Consider the following 22,634-nt stretch of genomic DNA (forward strand, 5'->3'; position numbering starts at 1 on the left):
ACATACCGCTGCTTCATCACAGTGATTGATTCGCAGGATTTTTTTTAAACGTCGAATTTGTTAGATTTATTAAGAATGGATCTGTGTAGAGACTGTTCTCTTTTCTGAATTAAGAAGGTGAAAGATGATGATACGACCTGGAATCTATTTGCTGCTGATATTGTTTGGAAGTATGACGGGGCTTGAATATTCGGCATTGAAAGCAGAAGACGCTGCTTTGCTGGGAGACTGGCGGTTGCAGGGGGACTCAAAAGATCGGAGTTCATTGCAGTTGAATACAAATAACCAGGGGGTTGTCTTGAAGCCAGATCAGCCGGCAGTTTTTGACGGAAGAAAAGCGTTTCTGGAGGTACCACACACGAAAGCGTTGTCGCTGGGTACGGGGGAGTTCTCGATTTCGCTGACCGTGCATACCAGTGCTGAGCTGGATGATGTGCTGGGCACTCTGCTCAGTAAATACGATCGAAATACCCGGCGTGGATTTCAGTTGAGCATCAAGAATCATGCCGGCGTGACCAGCAGTCAATCGAATGATCGGCATCTGCAGTTTGGAATCGACAATGGCAGAATCGATGCCGAGTGGACCGATCACGGACAACTGGGGAATGCCGTGTTGATTTACAGCATGGCCGTTTATGACGGGAATCTGTTTGCCGGTACCTGTGTGCCAGGTGAATCAGCTGCCGGTCATGTGTATCGTTTAGATCAAGGGAAAAAATGGATTGATTGCGGCGCCCCCGATTTATGCAATGCGGTTTCCTCACTGGCGGTTTACCAGGGGAAATTGTACGCGGGGACGGGCAAGTATCGGTTGAAAGGTTCATCGCTTTCGGAGTCAGATAATCCGCATCTGGGAGGTAATGTTTATCGCTATGAAGGCGACGGCAAGTGGGAACACTGCGGCAAGCTGCCTGAAGTAGAAGCGATCAATGGAATGGTCGTGTATCGGGGAAAACTGTACGCTTCCTCCATGTATAAACCGGCTGCCTTTTACCGTTATGACGGTGGCAAACAGTGGACGTCGTGTGGTGTGCCTGATGGAAAACGTGTGGAATCACTGGCCGTCTATAACGGCGATCTGTATGCATCGGGTTATGATGAAGGAGCCGTCTATCGCTTTGACGGAACGAACTGGTCCCCTGCCGGGAAGGTGGGAGAGTCGACACAAACCTATGGCTTCACTGTTTACGAGGGAGACTTGTATGTGAGTGAGTGGCCACATGCAGAGGTGTACCGCTACGCAGGGAAGAATCAATGGAACCTGGCAGGGCGACTGGGAGAGGAGAAAGAGAGTATGCCTCTGGCCGTGTATAACGGGGCCATGTATTCCGGCTCATTGCCGCTGGCAGAAGTGTATCGGTATAACGGCAGCGTCGACTGGACCAACACGGGACGACTGGACTGGACTCCCGATGTGCGATATCGACGCGTCTGGTCGATGGCTGTTTTTCAGGGGAGACTGTTTGCCGGGACTTTACCGGCTGGACACGTGCATTCCATCGAAGCCGGGAAGAGCGTGACATATGACACGGCACTGAAGCCCGGCTGGCGACAGATTGTGGCGGTGAAGGAAACAGATCGCCTTAAGCTGTATGTGGATGGCAAGCTGGTGGCGAGTTCAACTCAGTTTGATCCGGCGGACTATGATTTGACTACTGCGGAACCGTTGAAGATCGGCTTTGGTGCCCACGATTACTTCAACGGGAAAATGAAAGATCTGAAACTCTATCGCCGTGCCTTATCCGCGGATGAGGTTCAGAAAGCGTTTACTGCGGACTGATCAGATCACCGCTGCGACAAAAAAAGAGCCATCTGATGATTTTCAGATGGCTCTTGTCGTTTGGTTAAATCACTGGCTGGAATTTACTGAATTCCGTGACTGCGACGCAGGTCGTTTTCGAGTTCCGGAACCCGGCCCTGTTCTTTCAGCCATAATTGTTTGAGGGGGAAACTGGTGGGTACCTGCAGACCTTTGAGCTCATGGATGTAACGCCAGAGAATCACTGCCCGGAGCCCTTCCTCAATGGCCAGGTCTTCTGACAACAGGCTGGGGTACTTATTCAGAACGGCAGCATACAAAGCCATTCCTTCTTCCAGTTTCGTTTTTGCTTCATTAAGTTTGTTTTTGAATACGAGCTGTTCACCCTCATAAAGATCTTGGTGAGCCTTGATCGTTTCATCCTGGGATTCTGAAAGTGCCCGCGTTCGCCAGAAGCGATAGTTGGAAGTATCCTGGTAGCGACCAGTCCAATTACGCACATCTTCCTCTGTAATCGATTCATCACGAGCTGCCAGGGCTTTGATATCATCCTCGGTCCATTCCAGAACAATCGGCCCCTTGGGGGTGATGAACTCTTCACGACCGTAAATCTCGGTCCATTCATCAAAACCCTGTTTCCAGGCATCGGTGCGCTGTTTGCCGAAGATGCCTTCACGCTGCATGGCATTGGCGTAGTCGAATTGAGCGTGCCAGGGAGAGCCGCGGAACAGCATCCGCATCTGCAGGTGTTGTTTGTGTTTGAGCTCTTTGTCATTGGCAATCAGGAAATGTTCTTTAGCCACCTGGTAGTTATCAAGGCGATCCGGGTTGATTTCCGGATCCGGGCCCCCCTCGTAGCGGTCGGTATCAGGGTCAACTTTATAGAAGCGACGGAACTGGCGCCATTCGTCGGAGCGTCCCACTTTCTGACCATGCAGGTTGCCGACCTTCCAGTCCAGTTCCGGAAACCGCTCGTTCCGGGTGACACCTTCATTCAGAAATTTAATGCCTTCTTTAACCCAGAAGTAGCGGTCTTCAACGGCATCCCACTCAGCGGAAACATTATAAGCCAGATTCCAGCCCTGGAAATCCCAGACTTTCATGTAATGCGGCTGCAGCAGGATGATGGAATCGACGGTTGATCGGAGTTTTCCCCATTCCTTTTTCTTCTGATATTCATTGGCATCGATCCAGAGCAGGTTGGTAGCAATGCCACGCAGTCCCAGCAGGACGAAGTTCATGGAGGCACTTGAGGGATCGACGTCACCCAGGGTGCTTTCGCCCAGTTCATGTTTGACACGTAGCTGAGCCAGTTTTCCACCAGAACCTTCATCACCCGAGGAAGGCATACCCAGCCAGATCACCGGGATCAGCAGGACAATAATGGCAATAACGTATGCCAGCTTACGATGTTTGGAAGTGAGGTTGTTCATTTCGCCTCCAATTCGCGAAGTTTCAAGCTATAGAATGACACGATTAAACAGGGAAGAATATAAGCCGCGGTCGTAGCGATCCCAGGCAGCAGGGCTGCACTCCAGGAGATATCAAAACCTTTAATGACATATTCACGCATGTTGGAAAAGATTCCAAAATTGGGGATAACCTGCTGGCAGAGCCAGAGGAAGTTAATGATACCGGCATCAATCACTCCGATTATCACTTTTACGGGACCCGGGGGTAATTCTGTTTGAGAATTCATATGGGTAATCAGTCGATACCAGGCTTCAATCGCTCCTGATGCTTCCATTTTGCCGCTTAATATTTCATTCATGTACTCTTTGGACATGAATCCAACCAACACGACTGTTAACGTCGTGAGGATCGCAACGGGGCCTTTCACGAAGCAACTGATGGTCACGCCGAGCATGATGACGAGCACCATAGGCATCCAGATTCCGAAAACTGCTTTTGAGTAGCCCACGATGAAGGGGCGGTCGGGTGTGCGGATGAAGAGGTCGGACCGGGCCATTCCGAGTAATTGACCTGCTTCCTGGCAGTGGACTTCTACGGTCAGGTTGCCGTCCTGATCTACCAGATCATCAAAAATATCTAATTCCACATCTTCTGTGCCGTCGTAATTTTTCTGTACGATTTTCCGGTTGATTACCATTCTGTTGTCAGAATATTCCTTATTCACAAACGGCTGGGAATCAACTCGCAGATCTTTGTCTTCATTTACGAAGGTAAGCTGAAAAAGAATCCCCCCCATTTCCATATTCCCTTTATGGGTTCGGAACGCTTCGAATGATGACTGCAGAACCAGGTCGTCGTCAATCGCATCACTTGCATCGACTCCCTTGAACTTGTAGATGGCGCTGGCTTTCGTCGCTCCTTCAATATAGCTGCGGTGCATCCAGACATCTCCGACATTCACTCCTGCCTGCGCGGGGGCTCCTTCACGGTCGGTGAAAGAGATATCGCCGTACAAGGGAACTTTGGAAACCAATAGAGAGGCTGTCGGTTCCTGTTTTTCTCCATCCAGCTTGTCTTCTTCCGATTCCAGCTGATCAACGGCAGAGGGAACCGACTTGTTTTTTGCCAAGTCCGGGACCTGACGATTAATCCAGATATATCCGACAGTCCCCATCACCAGCAGAATGACAGTTCCCAGCAGGGTAAAGCCCAGCATTCTTCCGAGTACGATTTCGATCCGGTGCGCGGGTTTGGTGACCACGGTATGAATGGTTCTTAAACGAATGTCTTCGGGTAAAGACCAGCAGGCCAGCAGCAGCATGATGGGGATGACGAGCCAGCTGATGGCTTTCAAAACGAAGTCGATGTAGGACTGTACCTGCAGGTCAGGTCTGTCTGCAGTTCCGGACAGGAACCAGCCGGCAAACATGAACAGGACTGCGAAAATGATGAAGACATACAAAATTTTCTGACGGAGCGATTCACGGATGGTAAGAGAACTCAGTGCCCAGATACGGCGACAGGAAAGGTGAATGAGTTGGGCAAAGAAATCCCCGATTGCCAACAGGATATTAGTGAAAGAAGCCACGGCAGAAGAAATGGTGTATTTAATGGCATTGAAAAAAGGGATTTTCTTGACTTTCGTCAAGAATGTCCCCGCACCTGAAAAGTATCCGAAGAACCCACCGGCGATTCGAGTGAGAAAATCTAAGAGGAAGCAGAACAGGACCGCGAGTAACATGGAGCTGCCAAACACCAGCAGAAAGTGAATGAGAGCAGCTGACTTGTCATAAGGAATCGGATCAAAAGACATAATGATTTACTTCTGTGAATAACATCTCAGCGGAAATGATGTCTGCTGATTTCTGCAGCAGAGCCAGAGTCAATGATCGTGAGTAGCAAAATGCTCAGAATGCATCCTGCTTACTCGGCTGTTTTTTTCTCTTCCGTTTCGGGAACGAAGCGCTGACCGGGCCGGTCTTTACTTTCCTGTACCGTTTTCAGGAACAGAGATTCCAGAGTCGCCGTTGGATGGTCGATCGTATCAACCTTCCCATGGTGTTTGGCAACAACCTGTTCAATTTCCTTGATGGCTTCATCGCTCAGTTTCGACGTCAGGATTTGTGTTTCTTCCTGTTCCTTGAGCAGGTCGTCCACGCGTCCCATCACCTTGAGTTCGCCGCCGTACAGAATCGCGATGCGGTCACAGACGTCTTGAACATCTGCCAGCAGGTGGCTGCACATCAGCACGGTTTTACCCTGCTCCTTGAGCTCCACAATCATGCGTTTCATATCGTCTGTTCCCAGCGGGTCGAGACCACTGGTTGGTTCGTCCAGCATGACCAGGTCGGGATTGTTGATCAACGCCTGGGCCAGACCAATACGGCGTGTCATCCCTTTGGAATATTCTTTCAACTGGCGTCGCTTGGCATGACCTAAGCCGACTTTTTCGATCAGCTCGGCTGATCGCTCGCGGCGTTCCTTGGCTGACATCTTGAAGAGACGCCCGTAGAAGTCGAGCGTTTCTTCTGCATTCAGGAATCGGTACAGATACGATTCTTCAGGCAGATAGCCAATGCGTTCGTTCTTTTCCACATTGGAGGCAGGCTGACCGAGAACCTTAATTTCACCTTCAGAAGGGAAGAGCAGGCCCAGGAGCAGTTTCAGAGTAGTTGTTTTACCAGAGCCATTCGGACCCAGCAGACCAAAGATCTCTCCCTTTTTAACTTCCATACTTAATGAATTGAGTGCGCGAACTTTTTTGCGGCCCCAGAAATCACGATAGATCTTTGTCAGATTGCTAATCTGAATCACTGACTCATTGTCCATTGGCGGTTCTCAGCTCCACTGTTGTAGTTAGAATATGACCAGTATAAGAACGGTGTCTCAGTCCTAAAAAAGAACCAACGAATACTAACGCTAGAAAATCTGCGAGTTTACTACGATTTGTATCGCTGCTCTGTTGGTAAAAATTTCAACTTCCTGATCAGGAAACGAAAAAACAGAGCAGGTAGCAGATCAATGTGTGGCCAGCATCCGTGACAGGGGCCAGAAGCTCAGGAATCCATTCGTAAACAATGATCCAAAGTGAATAACACTCTAAAATTGCGGAGCGGCTCTTGCAAGCTATTTGAGAGGCATACTGGGTTAAGATTTCAAGAACATGGTCACTGTAACCTGTATACAACTACGAATCCGCATAACTTAACCCCAGGCAGTGAGGAAGGCGGTTACAAATGATAATGCCTTGTGTTCATGCGGATAGGAAGAACCGTCAGCCAGCCGGAAGCGCATCAGGCGGTAGAGCAAATAACTCAATTCCAAGGCACGTCGCATTTCACGATAGCGTCTCTCAATCTATTATACCCGGGCCAAACAGCCCTGGAGAGGCTACAGTCAAATTGGCCACACTCTATTCAGAAGCGGGCTTTGCGCTGGGAGAGATATTCAATCAGCGCTTTGTCGAAGGGCATGCTGGTGTCGAGGGGGACATAATCAACGCCCATCGCGCGCAGCTTTTCCTGATAGGTCCCTCGGAGTTCATTCACCGCCTCCAGATAGTCGGCTTTCATGCCTTCCGCGTCGAGAACCAGGGAGTCTCCTCCTTCAGGCTCTTTCAGGTCGACCATGCCTTCAAAAGGAAAATAGACTTCTGCTTCATCGAGAATATGAAACAGGATGACATCATGACCTGCATATCTCAATCTCTGCAGACTGTCCAGAACACTTTTCTGATCGGTGAGCAGGTCTGAAAAAATCATCAGCAGGCTGCGATGTTTGACCATCGAGGCGATCTGCTGGATATTCTGTCCGATTTCAGTAGTCCCGCTGGGTTGTGAGTTGGCCAGCATTGCCAGAATATTACCTAACTGCCCCCGTTTACTGCGGGCCGGCAGAAAGTTTTTAATCCGATCTCCAAATGTGATCAGGCCGACCGGGTCTTGCTGATGAATCATCATATAAGCCATCGAGGCGGCCAGACAGATCCCATAATCAAACTTGGAAAGCTGCTGGCGATAGGTATAAGCCATGCTTTCAGAGAGGTCGAGAATCAGGTATCCGGTGAGATTGGTTTCGGCCTGATATTTCTTGATGTAGAACCGATCTGTTTTGGCATAGACCTGCCAGTCGATATCACGGGGGTCATCTCCCTGGGAATAGCGACGATGTTCGCTGAATTCGACGCTGAAACCATGATACGGGCTGGCATGCAGACCGCTCAGGAAACCTTCGACGATGAATTTGGCTCTCAGATCCAGCCGCGCCACCGTCTGAATGACTTCCGGTTTCAGGTATTGTTCCGCATTTGGCATGGGAGGGACGATCTCAGACAGTTGAGGTTTACGAAAAACAAATGTTATCTGGCCAGTGACATACTGTTGGCTGGGGCCGATTTTTTGAACTGATGCAGAATCGATTACTCGTGTTACAGGGCTTAGTTAGGTCAATTATATATACTCTTGAACATTCTGTTTAGATTGATTAAGGTATTAAATGATTCAGATGAATGGAAACAGGATCTTCATCTTGATTTCGAGTTGGAATAAACTAGGTTTATGATAACCGTTCTTAATATGCCCGCGACCTTTTTTTCGAAAAGGGGTGGTCTGGAGTCTGGTAAAACATAATATTGTTAAAAGCGGAAAACATTACTGCATTTAGCCTATGGCTATGCTAATCTGTAATATGCGCTTGTTTCTAAGCTCGATAATCAGGTTTACTATACTTTTTCCTTATTAAATTTCCAGACCTGCAATGTGCTTCTGATAAATCTTAATCTTTGCGAATACTGATCTTAATTCATTTGCAGAAGCACTAAACATTTTATCCGTTTTTCTAATCTTACTATTTATCCTAACAGGGATTTATTATGTCAAATGGCATAACTCCGGATGAGCAGAATAATAATCCTTCGGAAATACCGTGTCCGCTGTGTAATGAAATGGTTCGTACAGGACTGGTCCGCTGCTGGAATTGTGGTTCCTTTATGCGGGAAGACATAGCAGAAGCCTATCGGAAAATGCAGGAGAACCCGGCGCCGATGATCTTCAGTCCGTTACCTGAAGAATCAGATCAATCGGAAGAGCAGGAGTCCCATAGTTCTACAGCGACAATGACCGGATATTCTGATTCGGATGACGACGACTTCGAGCTGGATAAAAGTATTGCCGTCACGGAATATGAAGCCAGTGATGATGATTTCCAACTGGACGGCGAGATGGAATCCAGCCAGGATGATCAAACGACGATTCCCCTGGCGCGTGAAGAATCCGAGGTAGAAGCCAGACAACATGCAGAGCCGGAAGCGGAATCAGAGGCACCTGCGTCAGAAGAAAAAGCGAAACAGATCAAAGAGGCTCCTGCAGAAGATCATTCCGTAGCAACCGGGGGTGATGTCCTGTTTAACGTTGCCATTGAAGAAGAAAAAGAAGAGAAAAAACGGCGCAAAGGAGGCGGTCGTCGTCGACGACGAAGAGGCGGAAAAGTAGAGGGGGGGATTGTTGTTTATTGTCCGAACGGTCATCGCATTCGAGTTCGTGAAGAATATCGAGGTGCGGCTGGAAAATGTCCTGCTTGCAATGTGATGTACCTGGTGCCCCAGGCAGTTCCCAGCGAGGAAGAAGCAGAACAGACAGAGACTTCAGATGCACAGGCGGAAGCAGGGGGTTCAGAAGCCTTCAATGCCGGTGCTTACACACACTGGCTCAAGGATGTCAAACTGCATGCGATTGACCCTACCAAGCTGAAGTTGAAACCAAACAGTCTGGAAAAGACGTTTACTACAGTCGATCTGGCGATTTCTCCGGAAAAAATGTTGGTGCTGGTAGTCGCCAAAGCCGGTCTGCTCGGCAGTGGATCGAAAGACAAACTGGACAAAGCCAGGGAAGAAATTGCAGCCCATCTTCGCGAAGAGAAAGATGAGGCTGAAATTCCAGCTGCCAGTATGCAAACCGTCACGGCAGAACAGATTCCCAAACTGCGCGTGGTCTTTCCGACCATGTACGACCATGAATCCGTGTTTGCAGGGGTTCCCGTGTTTGGTAAAGGTCGGATTGCGATTGCCCTGCCGAAACAGCAAGATTCCAAAGAAAATCAGTATCTGACATTCTCCCTGAGCGAATATCGCAAGCTGACAGAAGCACTTTCAGAATTCTTTGGTATCGATCAACTGGGGCAGGATTCAGGAATTCCCTTGACTGATCAGATGCAACAGGTGACCTGCCATTACAGCGAGGAATCGTTTGAAGTTCTGGATAATGAAAATCTGGAATTTTACGAGGCAGATCCTGAAATCGAACTGACTCTGGCAGGCAGACAATGCCAGGGATGTCAGTTGATTGTCAGTGAGGATTCCCGCAAGAAAGAGCGAATTGGTGGCAAAGCTGGTAAAGCGATTGCCAAAACCAAATGCCCGAAATGCAATGAAAAATTCGGCAACATCTCGCTCTATCAGCTCGTGAAAACCGAAGTTCCCGCAGAAGCTGCCACCGAATAGCAGTCCTGTACCGAGTCTCCTCAATGGTGAATCCGACGGGAGCTGCGCGCACGGTGGTTTTTTTGTGACGCGGTGATTGCAGAGTTTGAGGTGGCAGCTATAATATGATTAATTCATACAAACCAACTGTCTAGCCTTGTCTGCTCACATCCGAACGCGGACACTGAGAATTCCGGTTATGTCAGTGACAAAAGCGTGGTTTGGTTTATGGTTTTACAGCTACCTGAATGATTAGGTGTTTTTGTAACATTATATAAATTTTGAGCTTAAGAGTCGATCAGAGTTGGAAATCGCGAATCGGAAATTCTTGACCAACTCAATCTATGGAGTAGAATTAAGCAAGCAAAGCTGAGCAGGGAAGCACTCTTGTGACATGTTTGTATGTTCACTTTTCACTCTGAGACGAAAAGTGACATCGAGGGGCTGCTTTTTAAACTGTTCAGGAGAAACTGGTGTCGCCAGGATTTGATCAAAATTTCAAAGAACTGGTCCGCCAGAGAACGAATCTGGTCGAGTTGGTATCCGAGTCAGTTCAACTGACTCCCAGCGGCCGAGATTTCAAGTGTCTCTGCCCTTTTCATAATGATCACAATCCCTCACTGGTGGTCTATCCTGATCGCGGAACCTGGCGCTGCTGGGTCTGTAATACCGGGGGAGACTGTTTTGGCTGGGTCGAGAAATACGACGATGTCGGCTTTTTTGAAGCATTGAAGATTCTGGCCGAGCGTGTTCATCTGGAAATGCCTCAGTTTTCTCAGCAGTCAAACAGCGCCCCACGATCCAATATTGTTGAGAAGACCTCATTATTTGATGTAATGAAATGGGCGGAACAACAGTTTTATGACTGCCTGATGAATACCAGTGAAGGGGAAATGGCCCGCCGCTATCTGATGGAAGACCGAGGCTATACGGAAGAAACAATTCAGCAGTTCCGCCTGGGCTTTCATCCGAATGACTGGCAATGGCTGGTAAATCGGTCCCGGGGACAATATCCGGAAAGCCTGCTCTCGGAAGCCAGGCTGATCTTTAAAAAGGAAGGTCAGTCCCGCTATTCCGATTATTTCGTAAATCGGGTCATGTTTCCTGTTCGCGACGAGCGAAAACGCGTTGTTGCATTTGGGGGACGCATCCTGCCAGGCTCCGGAGCGGAGGGGATTGCCAAATACTTTAACAGCCCTGAAAGCATTATTTTCACTAAGAGTAAGCTGTTATTCGGTTTGGACGAGGCACGCCAGACCATCCGTGAAACGGAAACGGTCGTTGTCGTCGAAGGGTACACTGATTGCATTACAGCACACCAGTTTGGTGTGACGAATGCAGTGGCCACATTAGGAACCGCATTGACAGAAACTCATGTTTCCTATCTCAAACGTCTGGCGCGAAAAGTCGTATTAGTTTTTGACGGCGATAATGCGGGGCAACAGGCCGCGGAGCGATCTTTAACAAAATTTATCGCCCAGGAAGTTGATTTACGAATTTTAACACTGCCTGCAGGTAAAGATCCTGCTGAATTTTTGGAAGAACAGGGAGCAGAGCAGTTGAAGCAGTTGATCGTGGATGCTCCTGAGGCCTGGAATTTTAAATTGAATGTTTGTGTCCAGAAATTTGGACTGGAGTCAATTGATGGTCAACACCGAATTTTAGAAGAGATGCTGGAGTTACTGGCGTCAAGCCCCAACCTAACCGGCAAAATTCGTGAAGACATCATATTAAGAAAGTTGGCAGATAGACTGGGTTTAAACGAATCAGTTGTCCGAAAACGACTGAGTGAAGTCAAACAGAAAAAAAGCCCGAGTCTGAATGCGAATCTCTCCTCCAGCGAATCCTACTCGACTCCGAGAACGACCGACACTTCCGGAAACAACCAGGAAGCAGACAATTCAACGAAAGATAATCAACTTGAGAGCGAACTTCTTGAAATTATTTTTGTGTATCCCGAGTGTGTCTCCCGGATTCTACAGCATATCTCCCCCGAAAACTTGAAAAACCCCCAGTTACGTTCCCTGTTTCAGTTAAGTATCGATTTGACTGAAGAGGGGGTTCTACCAGATATCAATCACATTCTGGATCGCATTGCTGATCCAGATCTGAAACAGCTGGTTGTCAAAATTGACGCCCATGCCCGTGAAAAAGCAGTTCACGACAAGTTGTTTGATGATCCGGCACCGCTTGAGGGAATTCCCCATTTCTTGAAGCATTCCATCAAGAATATCCAATGGCGGGAAGAACGGGAACACCACGAAAAAACGAAAGGGCTGCTGTTCCAGAATGCCCAGAGTAAGAGCTTGAATTCTGATGCAAAAGACCTGTTAAGAAAAGCATCTGAGTTTCATCAAAAACGAAACATTAAAAAAATCCACTAGAGAATCTAACCAGACTGATTGGGAGAAGCAACGTGCACCGACTCGACGCCCGATTGAATGAACTAATTGAAAACGGCAAAAAGCAGGGTTACCTGACCTACGATCAGGTAAGTGCCTATCTGCCTGATGAAGCGCTGAATCCCGAGAAGCTGGATAATCTCCTGCTGACAATTGAGGAGATTGAGTTAGACATCATTCCGGATCAGATTATTACGATCTTACAGCCGGAAAAGGCCAAAGGACGTTCCCGGTCTACCGATGATCTCTCCCGTCGGATTGATGATCCCGTGCGGATGTACCTGACGCAGATGGGGGAAATTCCCCTGCTGACACGAGATGAAGAAATCCGACTGGCGAAGAAGATTGAAATCACCCGCCGTCGCTTCCGTCGTGAATTATTGAGCAGCGACTATGCAATGCGTCAGGCCATTGAAATCCTGGATAAAGTCCATAAATCAGAACTGCCTTTCGACAGGACGATCAAAGTTTCCGTGACAGAAGGGCTGGAGAAGACCCAGATTTTGGGACGGATGCCTCACAATCTCAAGACACTCGAGTATCTGAGTCAGAAAAACGCAAGTGATTTTCAGCAGTTTGTCAATCCGGAGTTGAGCAAGAGCGAACGCACGAATGCTTATGCTTCGCTGCAGAAACGTCGTCGTAAGATGGCCACTCTGATTGAAGAACTAAGCCTGCGGACGCAACGCCTGCAGATTGGCATGAAACGCCTGGAGCAGATTTCCCACCGGATGACGGAACTGGAAGATCAGATTCGCGATATGGGTGATTTGCGAATCAAAAACTCCAAAGATGACCGAGCCAACCTGGAGCGAGAACTGCAGGATCTGGTGGCAATGACAATGGAAACGCCCGAAACACTAAGGGAGCGTGTCAAAGCAGTCAAGCAGCGTTACCTGGACTACGAAACGGCAATGCGTGAGCTTTCCGGCGGTAACCTGCGACTGGTGGTTTCGATTGCCAAGAAATATCGTAATCGTGGCTTAAGCTTTCTGGATCTGATCCAGGAAGGGAATACCGGTCTGATGCGTGCTGTTGATAAGTATGAGTATCGGCGTGGTTATAAATTCTCGACCTATGCGACCTGGTGGATTCGTCAGGCCATTACCCGTGCAATTGCCGACCAGGCCCGTACGATCCGGATTCCCGTGCATATGATCGAGACCATGTCGAAATTACGAAAGGTCAGTAAACAGCTGCTGCAGGAAAATGGCAGAGAGCCCACGATGGAAGAAACCGCTGAAGTCGCTGGTATCAGTCTGGAAGAGACGCGACGCGTACTGAAAATTTCGCGGCATCCCATCAGTCTGGATCGACCTGTGGGAGAAAGCGAAGACAGTTACTTCGGTGATTTCATTGAAGATTCTGATTCAGACAGCCCGGTGAATACTGCCAGCCAGGAAATGCTCAAGGATAAAATTGATCATGTCCTGAAGACGTTGACCTATCGAGAACGCGAAATCATTAAACTCCGATTCGGCCTGGGGGATGGTTACACTTATACTCTGGAAGAAGTCGGTCGGATTTTTAAAGTGACCCGTGAGCGTGTGCGACAGATCGAAGCCAAAGCAGTCAGGAAATTACAGCATCCTGTTCGCAGCAAACAGCTGCAGGGATTCATAGAAGGTCTGGTTCCCGAATGGGGGCAGTCCGAAACCGAAGAAGAGACGGCGGATGCCACTGCATCAGCCAGCATTTGAATTTCAAACGCCGATCAATTCTGATCGGCGTTTTTTTTTTGTTCAGAATCGTACTGAAATCGTGATTTCCGGGCGGAGGCTAAGAAGATCGATCAGTTTTACAGCGTATGTCTGGCTATTTAGAACAAAAATCTTTATAACAAAGTAAAAGCACTGAGGCGCTACCTTAATTGCCTCAAAAATGAGCGTTTCTGGAGTTCTTTAACATGTCGACGACTGCTGCCAGTTTGAAAGCTTTACATCATTTGTATCTGAGATTGCATGATGTAAATCAGAAATTAGAACAGGGACCCAAGCGAATTAAACTGAAGGAACAGTTCGCATTGGTGCAGGAAGACAAGCTCAAAGCGGTGCAGGATCAGGTGATTCAGCTGAAGAAGCAGGTCCACCAGAAGAACCTGGATCTGCAAACCAATGAAGCAAAAATTCTGAGCCTCAAAGGAAAACTCAACACTGCTTCCTCCAACAAAGAGTTTGATATTATCAAAGGTCAGATTGAAGCTGACCAGATGGCCAACAGTGTGCTGGAAGATGAAATTCTGGAACTGATGGATAAAATTGATGCCACTGAAACGGAAGTTCAGGAGTGGGTCAAGAAAAAAGATACCGCACACGCCGATGCCCAAAAAATGGAAAAAGATTTTGAGTCGATGCGTGCTTCGCTCGATGAAGAGATCAAAGAGTGTAACGCGGCGATCTCGGAAGCAGAACAGATCATTCCTGACAGTATTAAAGTCCAATTTGCACGACTCGTACGATCTCATGGAGCCGGGGCACTGGCGTTTGTTGCAGGCAGATTCTGTTCTGCCTGTAATGTCATGATAGAACCTCAGTTACGCGTCGAACTGAATTCGGGTCGACTCGTGTTCTGCAAGTCTTGTGGGCGTCTGCTGTATATAGAAGAGAACTCCGAATAATCCCGGCGTGGTCTGGTTTTTTTTCAGACGTCTCAACGCCCCAGCAGAGCCAGTACACCCAGTCCATAAAACGTGTATTCCACGTCTGCCTGCTCATCCCAACTGGCGCCCCGAAATCCACCTGTGGGAAATTCCAGCCATTCGGTCATGAATTTCTGTACCTGATCCAGGTCAATCAATGAATCCAGTTCCAGGTCCTGTGCTGTCAATAAGCCGGTAAATGTAGATAAACCATCTGCAAAAGGAATCCGGGTATTGGCCTGAAAGCCGCCTTCGGAACTTTTGACCTGTTTCAGGAAGTCCTGAACATCATTTTTGAGTTCGTCATCCATGCTGTTCAGTATAATTAATGTCGCGACTGCCGCTGCTGTAGGGTTCGTACCACTCCGTTTCATCGGAGAAATCTCGACAAAACCCCCGTCGTCACGCTGTCTGTCATAGAGGAACTGGATCAAATTATTCCGTTCAGGAAGCTCCAGGCCGATCAATTGATAAATCAGCACAACGAGAAAGCTATGGTAAGTGCTGCCCAGTGCCCCCTGTTCCGATTTCGCGTAACCTCCATCTGCGGTTCGTAGCCGTTCCAGGGAACTGGATATTTCTGAATTCCAGTTCGCAGGAGCTGTTTGCAGCAGGTCGTCTCCGCCTGAAGCCTGGACAATCAATGCACAGTAGAGCCAGCTTAACAGGTCAATGGTAGACAGTTTTTCAATTTGAAACTGCCTGAGATAGTGACTGATCTTGTCGCATTCGTCCGGTTTTACTCCGCCTAATATTCCCAGGCTACGGACTGCAAAGCCTGTGTAGTAGAGATCTGACTCTCCCTCTCTCCCGGAAAAACCGCCATCAGGCTGCTGTTGCGCCAAAATAAACTGGCGATGTTTTTCCAGAGATGACGCGGGCCACTTCTCCAGACCTTCCGCCAGGCGGAGTGCTAATTTCAGTAAATAGGGCTGGTGATTCATAAATATTTGCAGGCCTTAGGCGGAAATTATAGAGGACAGGCAGGAAGGTGAAGCGATATTCTGCGGGCTATTTTGAAAATTGTCACAAATTTCTTGCGGGAAATGTCAAATTCGTCTTTCACCGGATCAGAATTTAGAATATGTTCCCGCCCAACATCTCTAAAACTCAAAGAATCATTCTCTCTCCAGACTGTAAAACAAGTAAACCATTCGGAACTCTCTTCTTTTACTGTCTAACCGGATCTGTCTGAACTTCAGGCGGATCAACGATTCTTCCGAGTCACAATTCACATTAAAAACAACCAGTTAACTAATCAAATAACCGTAACACGTTTCCGTGAAAAAGCTGATTTTTCCCGGATTGTGTCACAACATATCCAAAATCAGGATGACCAGTGCCTCATTCGAGGAAACTGTCATGATCACAGCCTCTCTCTTGATCTTGATTCACCGGTCGAACTGAACCCACTCCTGTAAACCAATCCATTTTAAATAAAACTTCAATAACAGACGTGTCTCCGCGTGGGGACTGTTTCTGCCTGTGGCGGAATTATCTGTCATTGAATGTGCGTGTGTAGCGTAGATACGACTTGATAAAGCGAGTCTGTGGAGAATTCTCCCTGGCTCATTCCCGAATTCAGAAGATTACTAGTTGAGATAATCTCATGGATTTTCCTGAAAATATTGTCATAGATCAAAACAAATTCATGACAGATCAAAATAAAACAGACCGGGACGAAAACGCCAAAATGCACTCAGCGTGCTTTGCCGAGGTGAAACAGATGCCTGTGTTGACATCAAGCCATTCTGGACGATTTATGAAAATTGCATTTCGCCTGATTGCCGGCGTAATCGTTCTGGCGATCTCCGCCATGTCAGGAACATTATTAGCCCAGGATGAAGTCGAATTTTCGACGATCATCGCGGACGAATCAGAAACAACGGATACCCTGGATGGCATTTCTTCGGTCGTGCCGGGTAACGGAATGGGAACACTCTTTCGGGCCGGCCATCAGGCAGGTAAAACCGTTGGGCTGGACGAATCGATCTCACACATTGAAGCCATGCCTTACCTGTTCACTCATACCAAAAACCCGGATGATGCCGGGATGTTGTTTGGTAACTTTCGGCTGTGGCGAACAAATCGTGGTAACCTTGGCGGTGGCGCAGGTCTAGGCTATCGTTTTTACAATTATGATAGCGACCGGATCTTCGGTGCCAGTTTTTACTATGACCGTGACGATTCGACAAATAAAATTTTCCAGCAGTTAGCACTGAATGTGGAAACCATGGGGCGTTACTGGGATGCAAACGGAAACTTTTATCTGCCGATCGGGAATCGTCGTCAACAGTTGAACCTGGAGTTTAATGAAGGCAGCCAGCGATTCTCTGGTTTTAATGTACTCTATGATCAGACGCGGACCATTGGAAAAGCAATGCGAGGTTTCGATGCGGAAATCGGGGTTCCCATCTGGGGGGAACTGGCGCAGCAGTTTCAGGCACGTGCTTACGCAGGTACATATGGATTTCAAGCTTCAGATAGTGCAGATGTCTGGGGTTGGCGCGGCCGGCTGCAGGCAAATCCGTTACCCAATGTTCTGACAGAACTTAGTATTACCAGCGATGATACATTTAATACAAATGTCTTTTTCAATGTTACCTGGACCTTCGCCGGTCGTCCTGAGTGGAACGAGATGGAAAAATCCACCCAGATGTATCGTATGGCTGAACGGGTTCGCAAAAACTACAATGTTGTGGTCGAACAGAGTAAAGTCGTTGATGTCGGACTGGTTGCAATCAACCCGGCAACCGGCCTGCCCTGGACGATTTCTCATGTGGACTCTTACGCGGGACTGGGGGGAACCGGTTCTGTACTGGATCCTTATCAGACAATCCCGGAAGCACAAGCAGGGCCAGACAGAGATATTATCTTTACTCATGCTGGCAGCGAATATAATAATGCTGCACCAATCACCCTGGTCGCCGGTGATCGCATTCTCGGTGAAGGACAGGGCGTAGAACACTACTTCGATATTGATGGATTCGGATCAAAGTTATTACCGAATTCTCCACTCTACGGAAGTCCTCTCAGGCCCGACAGTCTCGTCAGGCCTACCTTTAACGATACCGTGGGCGATGGTGTAATCCTGGCATCCGACAGTGAGTTCTCCGGCTTCATCCTGAATAATCCTAGCGCTCGCGGTGTGGTCGGTATCGGAGTTTCAGAAACTACCGTGAATTATGTTGATGTTAATAACGCTGTTGACGAAGGGCTTTATCTGAATAGTACCTCAGGCAGCCTGGCCTTTGATACCACCAATATTACCAACTCCGCAGGAGATGCTTTTGTCGTCGATGGCGGTGACCCCCTGGTCCGCTTCCAGGCAGGTTCCATCACAAACACGGGAGCAGGCCGCGCCGTGCTGATCCAGAATACTACCGGTGGTTCAATTAACATGACGGAATCTTCAATCACTGACACGAGTAGTCAGGGGGTTCTGATCAATAATATCGCCGGTGGTGCTGTCTTAGATAATGTGACGATTACAGGCAGCACGAATGAAGGGATTCATGTGACCGGGGGTAGTGCCAATGCCATCGTCACCGTCAGAAATACAGCTCAGGCGGCAACGATTATTGATACTGCCACCGATGCAAGTATCTTCGTAGAAGATTACCTGGGTGTCTTCCAGATGCAGGATGTCGACATTGTGAATCGAAGTGGAGCCGGTATCCTGATAGAAAATCTGACAGGCAATATGGCGGTTGTTGGCAATGTCACCATCGCCGATGGCGCTTCAGCAGCCACAGATCATGGTATTGATGTCAACAATACCTCCGGAAATATCTCGTTCGGCGGAAGCCTGGGAATCACTGGGAGTTCCGGCCAGGGGATCTCGTTCGATAATGGCGGCAACACGGGTACTTTCAGTGTGTCTGGTACGACGACGATTTCCGACACAGCAAATGAAGCCTTTATTGTACGCGACGACAGTCCTCTGATCCGCATGGGCACGACCGTGCTTTCAAACAACAGCTTTAACAATTCAGTACTATTGCTCGATAATGCAGGTCAGGGGGGAACGACGGGCACGGTATCATTCGGCAATACTACTGCGAATGGAACCTTCGCGACTGATGCACCGGTAGTCAACATTCTGAATTCAACCGCAGCGATCAGCTTTTCCTCGCTGAATGTGAATGCAGACAGTGCCATCTATACTGGCATCGCCAATCCGGCTGTGGGTGTCTATGTGCTCGATAACCCGGGAAATGTTAGTTTTGGTGTGTTAAATATTACAGCGTTCGATAACCTGGCTCTGATTGCCAATAATAACGCAGGTACAATCAGTTCCACCAGCGGTAACATTACCGTCACGGATGCTGCTGCGATTGATATTGAAGACTCCAATATTTCATTGAATCTGACATCCGTGACTGCCAGTAATACCACGGGACCTGCCCTGACTCCTGGAGGGGCAGCCGGTGATGCTGAGTTTTATCTGAACAGTGCCGGTATCCGACTCGTGCGAACTCCCGGGTTGTTCGGGATTACCGGGGATGGAAATACGATTGATTCCGGTGGAACGATTCTTGATGCCCAGCATGGTGTCTGGATGGAGGATATCGGGCGTGTGAATCTCGATGGCCTGGAAATCCAGATCCCGCTCACATCGGGTATCGAATGGCATGAAACAACGGTTGCAGATGGCCCCGAGGTCAATCTGACAAGAGTACGTGTTGAAGATTCACTCGGCTACGGTATCCGGGTTGTCAACGGTCGCACATTCCAGATGTCTGATTCCGAACTCCTGGACAACGGTACTAACGCTGCCGAACATTCGCTGGAATACACCGCGAACATAGAACTTGATGATACGGACAACGATTCCTTTAGTATTGTCCTCGAGGACAATACGATCACGGATGACAGTTCCGATGCGATCGTGATTGAGTCAGGCGGTCTACTAGATGATTCTCTGTTGAGCTACGTAATGCAACGCAATACGATTACAAACAGTATCTCTAATACATCAAACCTGAGTGTCGACTGGGAAGGGCCAATGAGCCTGTTTATCAATGACGCCAACAACTTTGTGGGAACAGGGGCGGTAGGAAACATTGGTATTGAAGTTGACGCGACAAGTACTGATCTTGCAGACCTGATGACGTTAACCGTAACGAATAATAACTCCTTTACCTTCGCGGGAGGAGTCAGTAGAGGTATGGAGATTTCAACCGAAGGGCCTTCCAATATCCTGATTGCCGGGAACAACGCCCAGGGATTTGTGATGGGCGGAGCGGATTCCTATGGGATTCGTTTTCTTGACCTGGCGGCAAACTCCAATGTGCAAATTGATTCCAACCTGATCAATATGACCGGCTTGAGTGCCCGCGGAATCTTCTTTGATCTGATTGATGCCACGTCCTCTTCCGTGATCATTGATAACAACCAGATTGGACTGTTCGATGGCGATTTCTTCATCGATACGGCTGTAGGGTTCAATGCGATGACAAACGGTCCTCTGACATTGGGCACCGGTGTTAATAATATCGTGAATATCACTTCTGTCGGGAATAATAACAGCTTCCTGTTATTCAATCCTGGTGGTGGGACCTTTAACGGCCAGATTAGCCTGAATGGCTTCCTGCTTCCATAGTCGAAATAAGAATGTCTCGTTTAAATAACACTCTGGTGTGTTTTGATCCAAATATTGTAAGGTTTTAATCGATGAGTCGCACATCCTGGAAAGTAATGATGATTACTCCATTCAGACTGAGTGCACTACTGGTGTTGCTGTGCTCAACCGGCTTACCTGTCGGGATGCATGAAGTAGCAGCAGCCGATGATGGCACGACCGAATTTGTCATGCACGGCGATGCCGATGTGGTGGATGAAGAAATTGTTGATAATTCCGGACTGTTCTCGGGAGTCAACACTTATTCCAGATCACTGGTTCGGCAGTTGCCCGTTGACCGGGGGTGGACCTACGACTCTCCGATTGATAAGTCGATCAAAGGTATGTTTCGTTCGAGTTCTCTCAAACTGGAATATCTGCACTGGTCAATCGAAGGGCCTGATAATATTTTATTGAGCGCACCATTTCTGGGTAATGTGGACCCGACAGAGCCTGCACCGGTCTTTGACCGCTCAACTGGTATTGCACGAGGCGATGGTGTCGCTGTGAATTATATAGATCGCTCAATGGATACGAACGGGATGCGGGCTACATTAGCATTTCCAGTACCAGATGCGACCATCGAGTGGAACGCATGGGGAATTTTCAAGAATGAGTCGACCCGTCCGACTGCTTCTATCTACGCGACACAGTCAAATTCAATCCCTGATGACGATCTGGTCGTTGTTACTAACTTCAAGGTGAATGATGCCCTGGCTTCCAATACGAATGTGTACGATACCAGTTTTGACGTGAATCTCGATACAGAAATGTTCGGTACTGGCGTAAATTATCTTCTGGATCCCTATCTTCCAGGAGAAGGATTTCGGATGCAGCCTCTGTTTGGATTTCGTTTCATCAGTCTGCGGGAAACAATGAATCAGGTAGGCGTGGATTCGGGCGGAGGAATCGGAACACCTCGTACGACAACCATTTATTCGAAAGTTGAAAACCGTGTATTCGGTCCCAGTATTGGTGCCCGGGCAGAATACAGGCGCAGTCGCTTTACCATCGGGGCCGAGCCTAAGTTTACCTTCGGGTTCAACCGCGATACCGATCAGGTTAGAACCGATCAGTTGTTTGTCGCCACTGACCCGACCATTGTTTCTGTTCAAAAAAACAATGAGTTCTCTCCGACCTTTCAGGTTTCCGTTTATGCCAAGTTGAATGTGAATGAGCATATTCGCTGTTTTGTCGGCTACGATTACCTGTTTATTGGTCAGGTCTCTCGCGCTTACGATATCATTGATTACAATGAAGACCGGACCGCTGCCAATCCTGCAACCGGTACCAAGGTCCGCGAACAGCATTCCAAGTTCTCTGCCGATGGTATTACTGCCGGTCTTGAGTTTATCTGGTAAGCCGGTCTATCGAGAAGTTCTTCGACTGGCAGTTGCGCTGGTATGTCTCTTTTCCGGCTTCCGCAACTGATAAGACAGGCTCTCCGAGAACTGTTGATAGACCTTGTTTGCCTGGCCATGATTGACCTCTCCTGCATGAGCGTGCAGCAGGAACCTGAATGTCAACGGTTTCTTTCGCGTCGTTTCCAAAGGGCCATGCATGCAGGGAGATGCTCCCATCCAGCCGTCTTCGCGGACATGCCACGAGACATGGTCCTCATCTGCAGCGATGGGGTTTTCGGGATGATAAAAATATGTGATCCCTTCCGTGAGTTCAGGAGTGACAGGGCCTGAATAGTCCATCCATTCAGACGGTTTTCCGAAGATGTTTTTTTCACCAGTCTGCTGCCGGCTGTTGGTGATTTTTCCCCCGCCAAAATAACTGGAAATCGATTTTGCGACACGCACCGCCAGAAAACCAAAATTCGTTTTCTGAAATTCCAAAGATTCCGCTGTGGGATAAAATGTGGTCTGCAATTCCAGAAACAGTTCCTGTTTTTCATTAGTACGTATTGCGGAGATTAATTCCTGACGCAGCAGAGGCTGTGGATCATGTCCGTCCCGCCATTCCAGTTCTACTGCCAGAATCGCTTCGTCATCAGTTTCATCGAGGGAAAGCCAGCGTTTCTGTGTGATTGTCGCTCCCGTATTCTCAGCCCAGAAGTTGATTCCCAGTACCTGGTGGTGCGCAAACCAGATTGATCGATGATGGTCATGGTTGGGCGCCCCTGGATGTCCGATCCGAGTTAACGGGATACCCGAGGGGCCGGTTAAGGGATAGAAAAAAGGGCGGGAATAATGCTGCCCAAAATGCCAGCGCAACCGCTCTCTGCCCTGAATACGAAATGAGAATTGAGAATCGGGCTGTGGAATAATTTCACACTGTGGAAACAGGGTGCTCATCTCCGGACTCCTCTCAAGCGG

14 protein-coding genes are annotated in these 22,634 nt (G+C 48.3%); 7 read left to right on the forward strand and 7 right to left on the reverse strand.

Going from position 1 to position 22,634, the window contains the following annotated elements:
- Positions 1-124: 124 nt before the first annotated feature.
- A complete protein-coding gene (locus ACN0YH_RS20470) occupies positions 125-1,780 on the forward strand; it encodes a LamG-like jellyroll fold domain-containing protein (protein WP_417381446.1) in 1,656 nt (551 codons plus the stop codon).
- Positions 1,781-1,863: 83 nt separating this feature from the next.
- On the opposite strand, the gene ACN0YH_RS20475 is transcribed toward ACN0YH_RS20470, so the two are convergent.
- The 5 genes from ACN0YH_RS20475 to ACN0YH_RS20495 form a co-directional block, all read right to left on the reverse strand.
- Positions 1,864-3,192 (reverse strand): hypothetical protein, encoded by a 1,329-nt coding sequence (locus ACN0YH_RS20475; protein WP_417381447.1) that lies wholly within the window; start codon positions 3,190-3,192, stop codon positions 1,864-1,866.
- Complete coding sequence (locus tag ACN0YH_RS20480) at positions 3,189-4,985, reverse strand: ABC transporter permease (RefSeq protein ID WP_417381448.1); 1,797 nt, start codon at positions 4,983-4,985, stop codon at positions 3,189-3,191. The genes ACN0YH_RS20475 and ACN0YH_RS20480 overlap by 4 nt, the downstream gene beginning before the upstream one ends.
- A gap of 110 nt (positions 4,986-5,095) precedes the next feature.
- Positions 5,096-6,001, reverse strand: a complete 906-nt coding sequence (locus tag ACN0YH_RS20485) for an ABC transporter ATP-binding protein (protein WP_417381449.1) — start codon at positions 5,999-6,001, stop codon at positions 5,096-5,098.
- A gap of 375 nt (positions 6,002-6,376) precedes the next feature.
- Positions 6,377-6,508, reverse strand: coding sequence for a hypothetical protein (locus tag ACN0YH_RS20490; protein WP_417381450.1), 132 nt, complete (start codon positions 6,506-6,508; stop codon positions 6,377-6,379).
- Positions 6,509-6,588: 80 nt separating this feature from the next.
- The gene (locus ACN0YH_RS20495; RefSeq protein WP_417381451.1) at positions 6,589-7,485 is read right to left on the reverse strand and encodes a DUF58 domain-containing protein; all 897 of its coding nucleotides are present in this window, start codon (positions 7,483-7,485) and stop codon (positions 6,589-6,591) included.
- Positions 7,486-8,042: 557 nt separating this feature from the next.
- Between ACN0YH_RS20495 and ACN0YH_RS20500 the strand changes: the two genes are divergently transcribed.
- The 4 genes from ACN0YH_RS20500 (at position 8,043) to ACN0YH_RS20515 (ending at position 14,666) form a co-directional block, all read left to right on the forward strand.
- Positions 8,043-9,668: a hypothetical protein gene (locus ACN0YH_RS20500; protein ID WP_417381452.1), complete on the forward strand. Its 1,626-nt coding sequence runs from the start codon at positions 8,043-8,045 to the stop codon at positions 9,666-9,668.
- Between the two features lie 452 nt (positions 9,669-10,120).
- Positions 10,121-12,031 (forward strand): DNA primase, encoded by a 1,911-nt coding sequence (gene dnaG / locus ACN0YH_RS20505; protein ID WP_417381453.1) that lies wholly within the window; start codon positions 10,121-10,123, stop codon positions 12,029-12,031.
- Between the two features lie 32 nt (positions 12,032-12,063).
- Positions 12,064-13,749, forward strand: a complete 1,686-nt coding sequence (gene rpoD, locus ACN0YH_RS20510) for an RNA polymerase sigma factor RpoD (RefSeq protein WP_417381454.1) — start codon at positions 12,064-12,066, stop codon at positions 13,747-13,749.
- Between the two features lie 206 nt (positions 13,750-13,955).
- Positions 13,956-14,666, forward strand: a complete 711-nt coding sequence (locus tag ACN0YH_RS20515) for a zinc ribbon domain-containing protein (protein ID WP_417381455.1) — start codon at positions 13,956-13,958, stop codon at positions 14,664-14,666.
- A gap of 32 nt (positions 14,667-14,698) precedes the next feature.
- Here the strand turns inward: ACN0YH_RS20515 and ACN0YH_RS20520 are convergent, their stop codons facing one another.
- On the reverse strand, positions 14,699-15,631 hold the full coding sequence (locus ACN0YH_RS20520; RefSeq protein ID WP_417381456.1) for a prenyltransferase/squalene oxidase repeat-containing protein: 933 nt from the start codon (positions 15,629-15,631) through the stop codon (positions 14,699-14,701).
- A gap of 818 nt (positions 15,632-16,449) precedes the next feature.
- Here ACN0YH_RS20520 and ACN0YH_RS20525 point away from each other — a divergent pair.
- Positions 16,450-20,292 carry a beta strand repeat-containing protein gene (locus ACN0YH_RS20525; protein WP_417381457.1) on the forward strand — a complete coding sequence of 1,281 codons (3,843 nt, stop codon included), beginning with the start codon at positions 16,450-16,452 and terminating at the stop codon, positions 20,290-20,292.
- A gap of 71 nt (positions 20,293-20,363) precedes the next feature.
- Positions 20,364-21,671, forward strand: coding sequence for a BBP7 family outer membrane beta-barrel protein (locus ACN0YH_RS20530; RefSeq protein ID WP_417381458.1), 1,308 nt, complete (start codon positions 20,364-20,366; stop codon positions 21,669-21,671).
- Positions 21,672-21,677: 6 nt separating this feature from the next.
- Here ACN0YH_RS20530 and ACN0YH_RS20535 read toward each other — a convergent pair whose 3' ends face one another.
- Positions 21,678-22,613 (reverse strand): PmoA family protein, encoded by a 936-nt coding sequence (locus ACN0YH_RS20535; RefSeq protein WP_417381459.1) that lies wholly within the window; start codon positions 22,611-22,613, stop codon positions 21,678-21,680.
- Positions 22,614-22,634 lie beyond the last annotated feature (21 nt).

This window comes from Gimesia sp., assembly GCF_048262075.1.
GTDB lineage: Bacteria > Planctomycetota > Planctomycetia > Planctomycetales > Planctomycetaceae > Gimesia.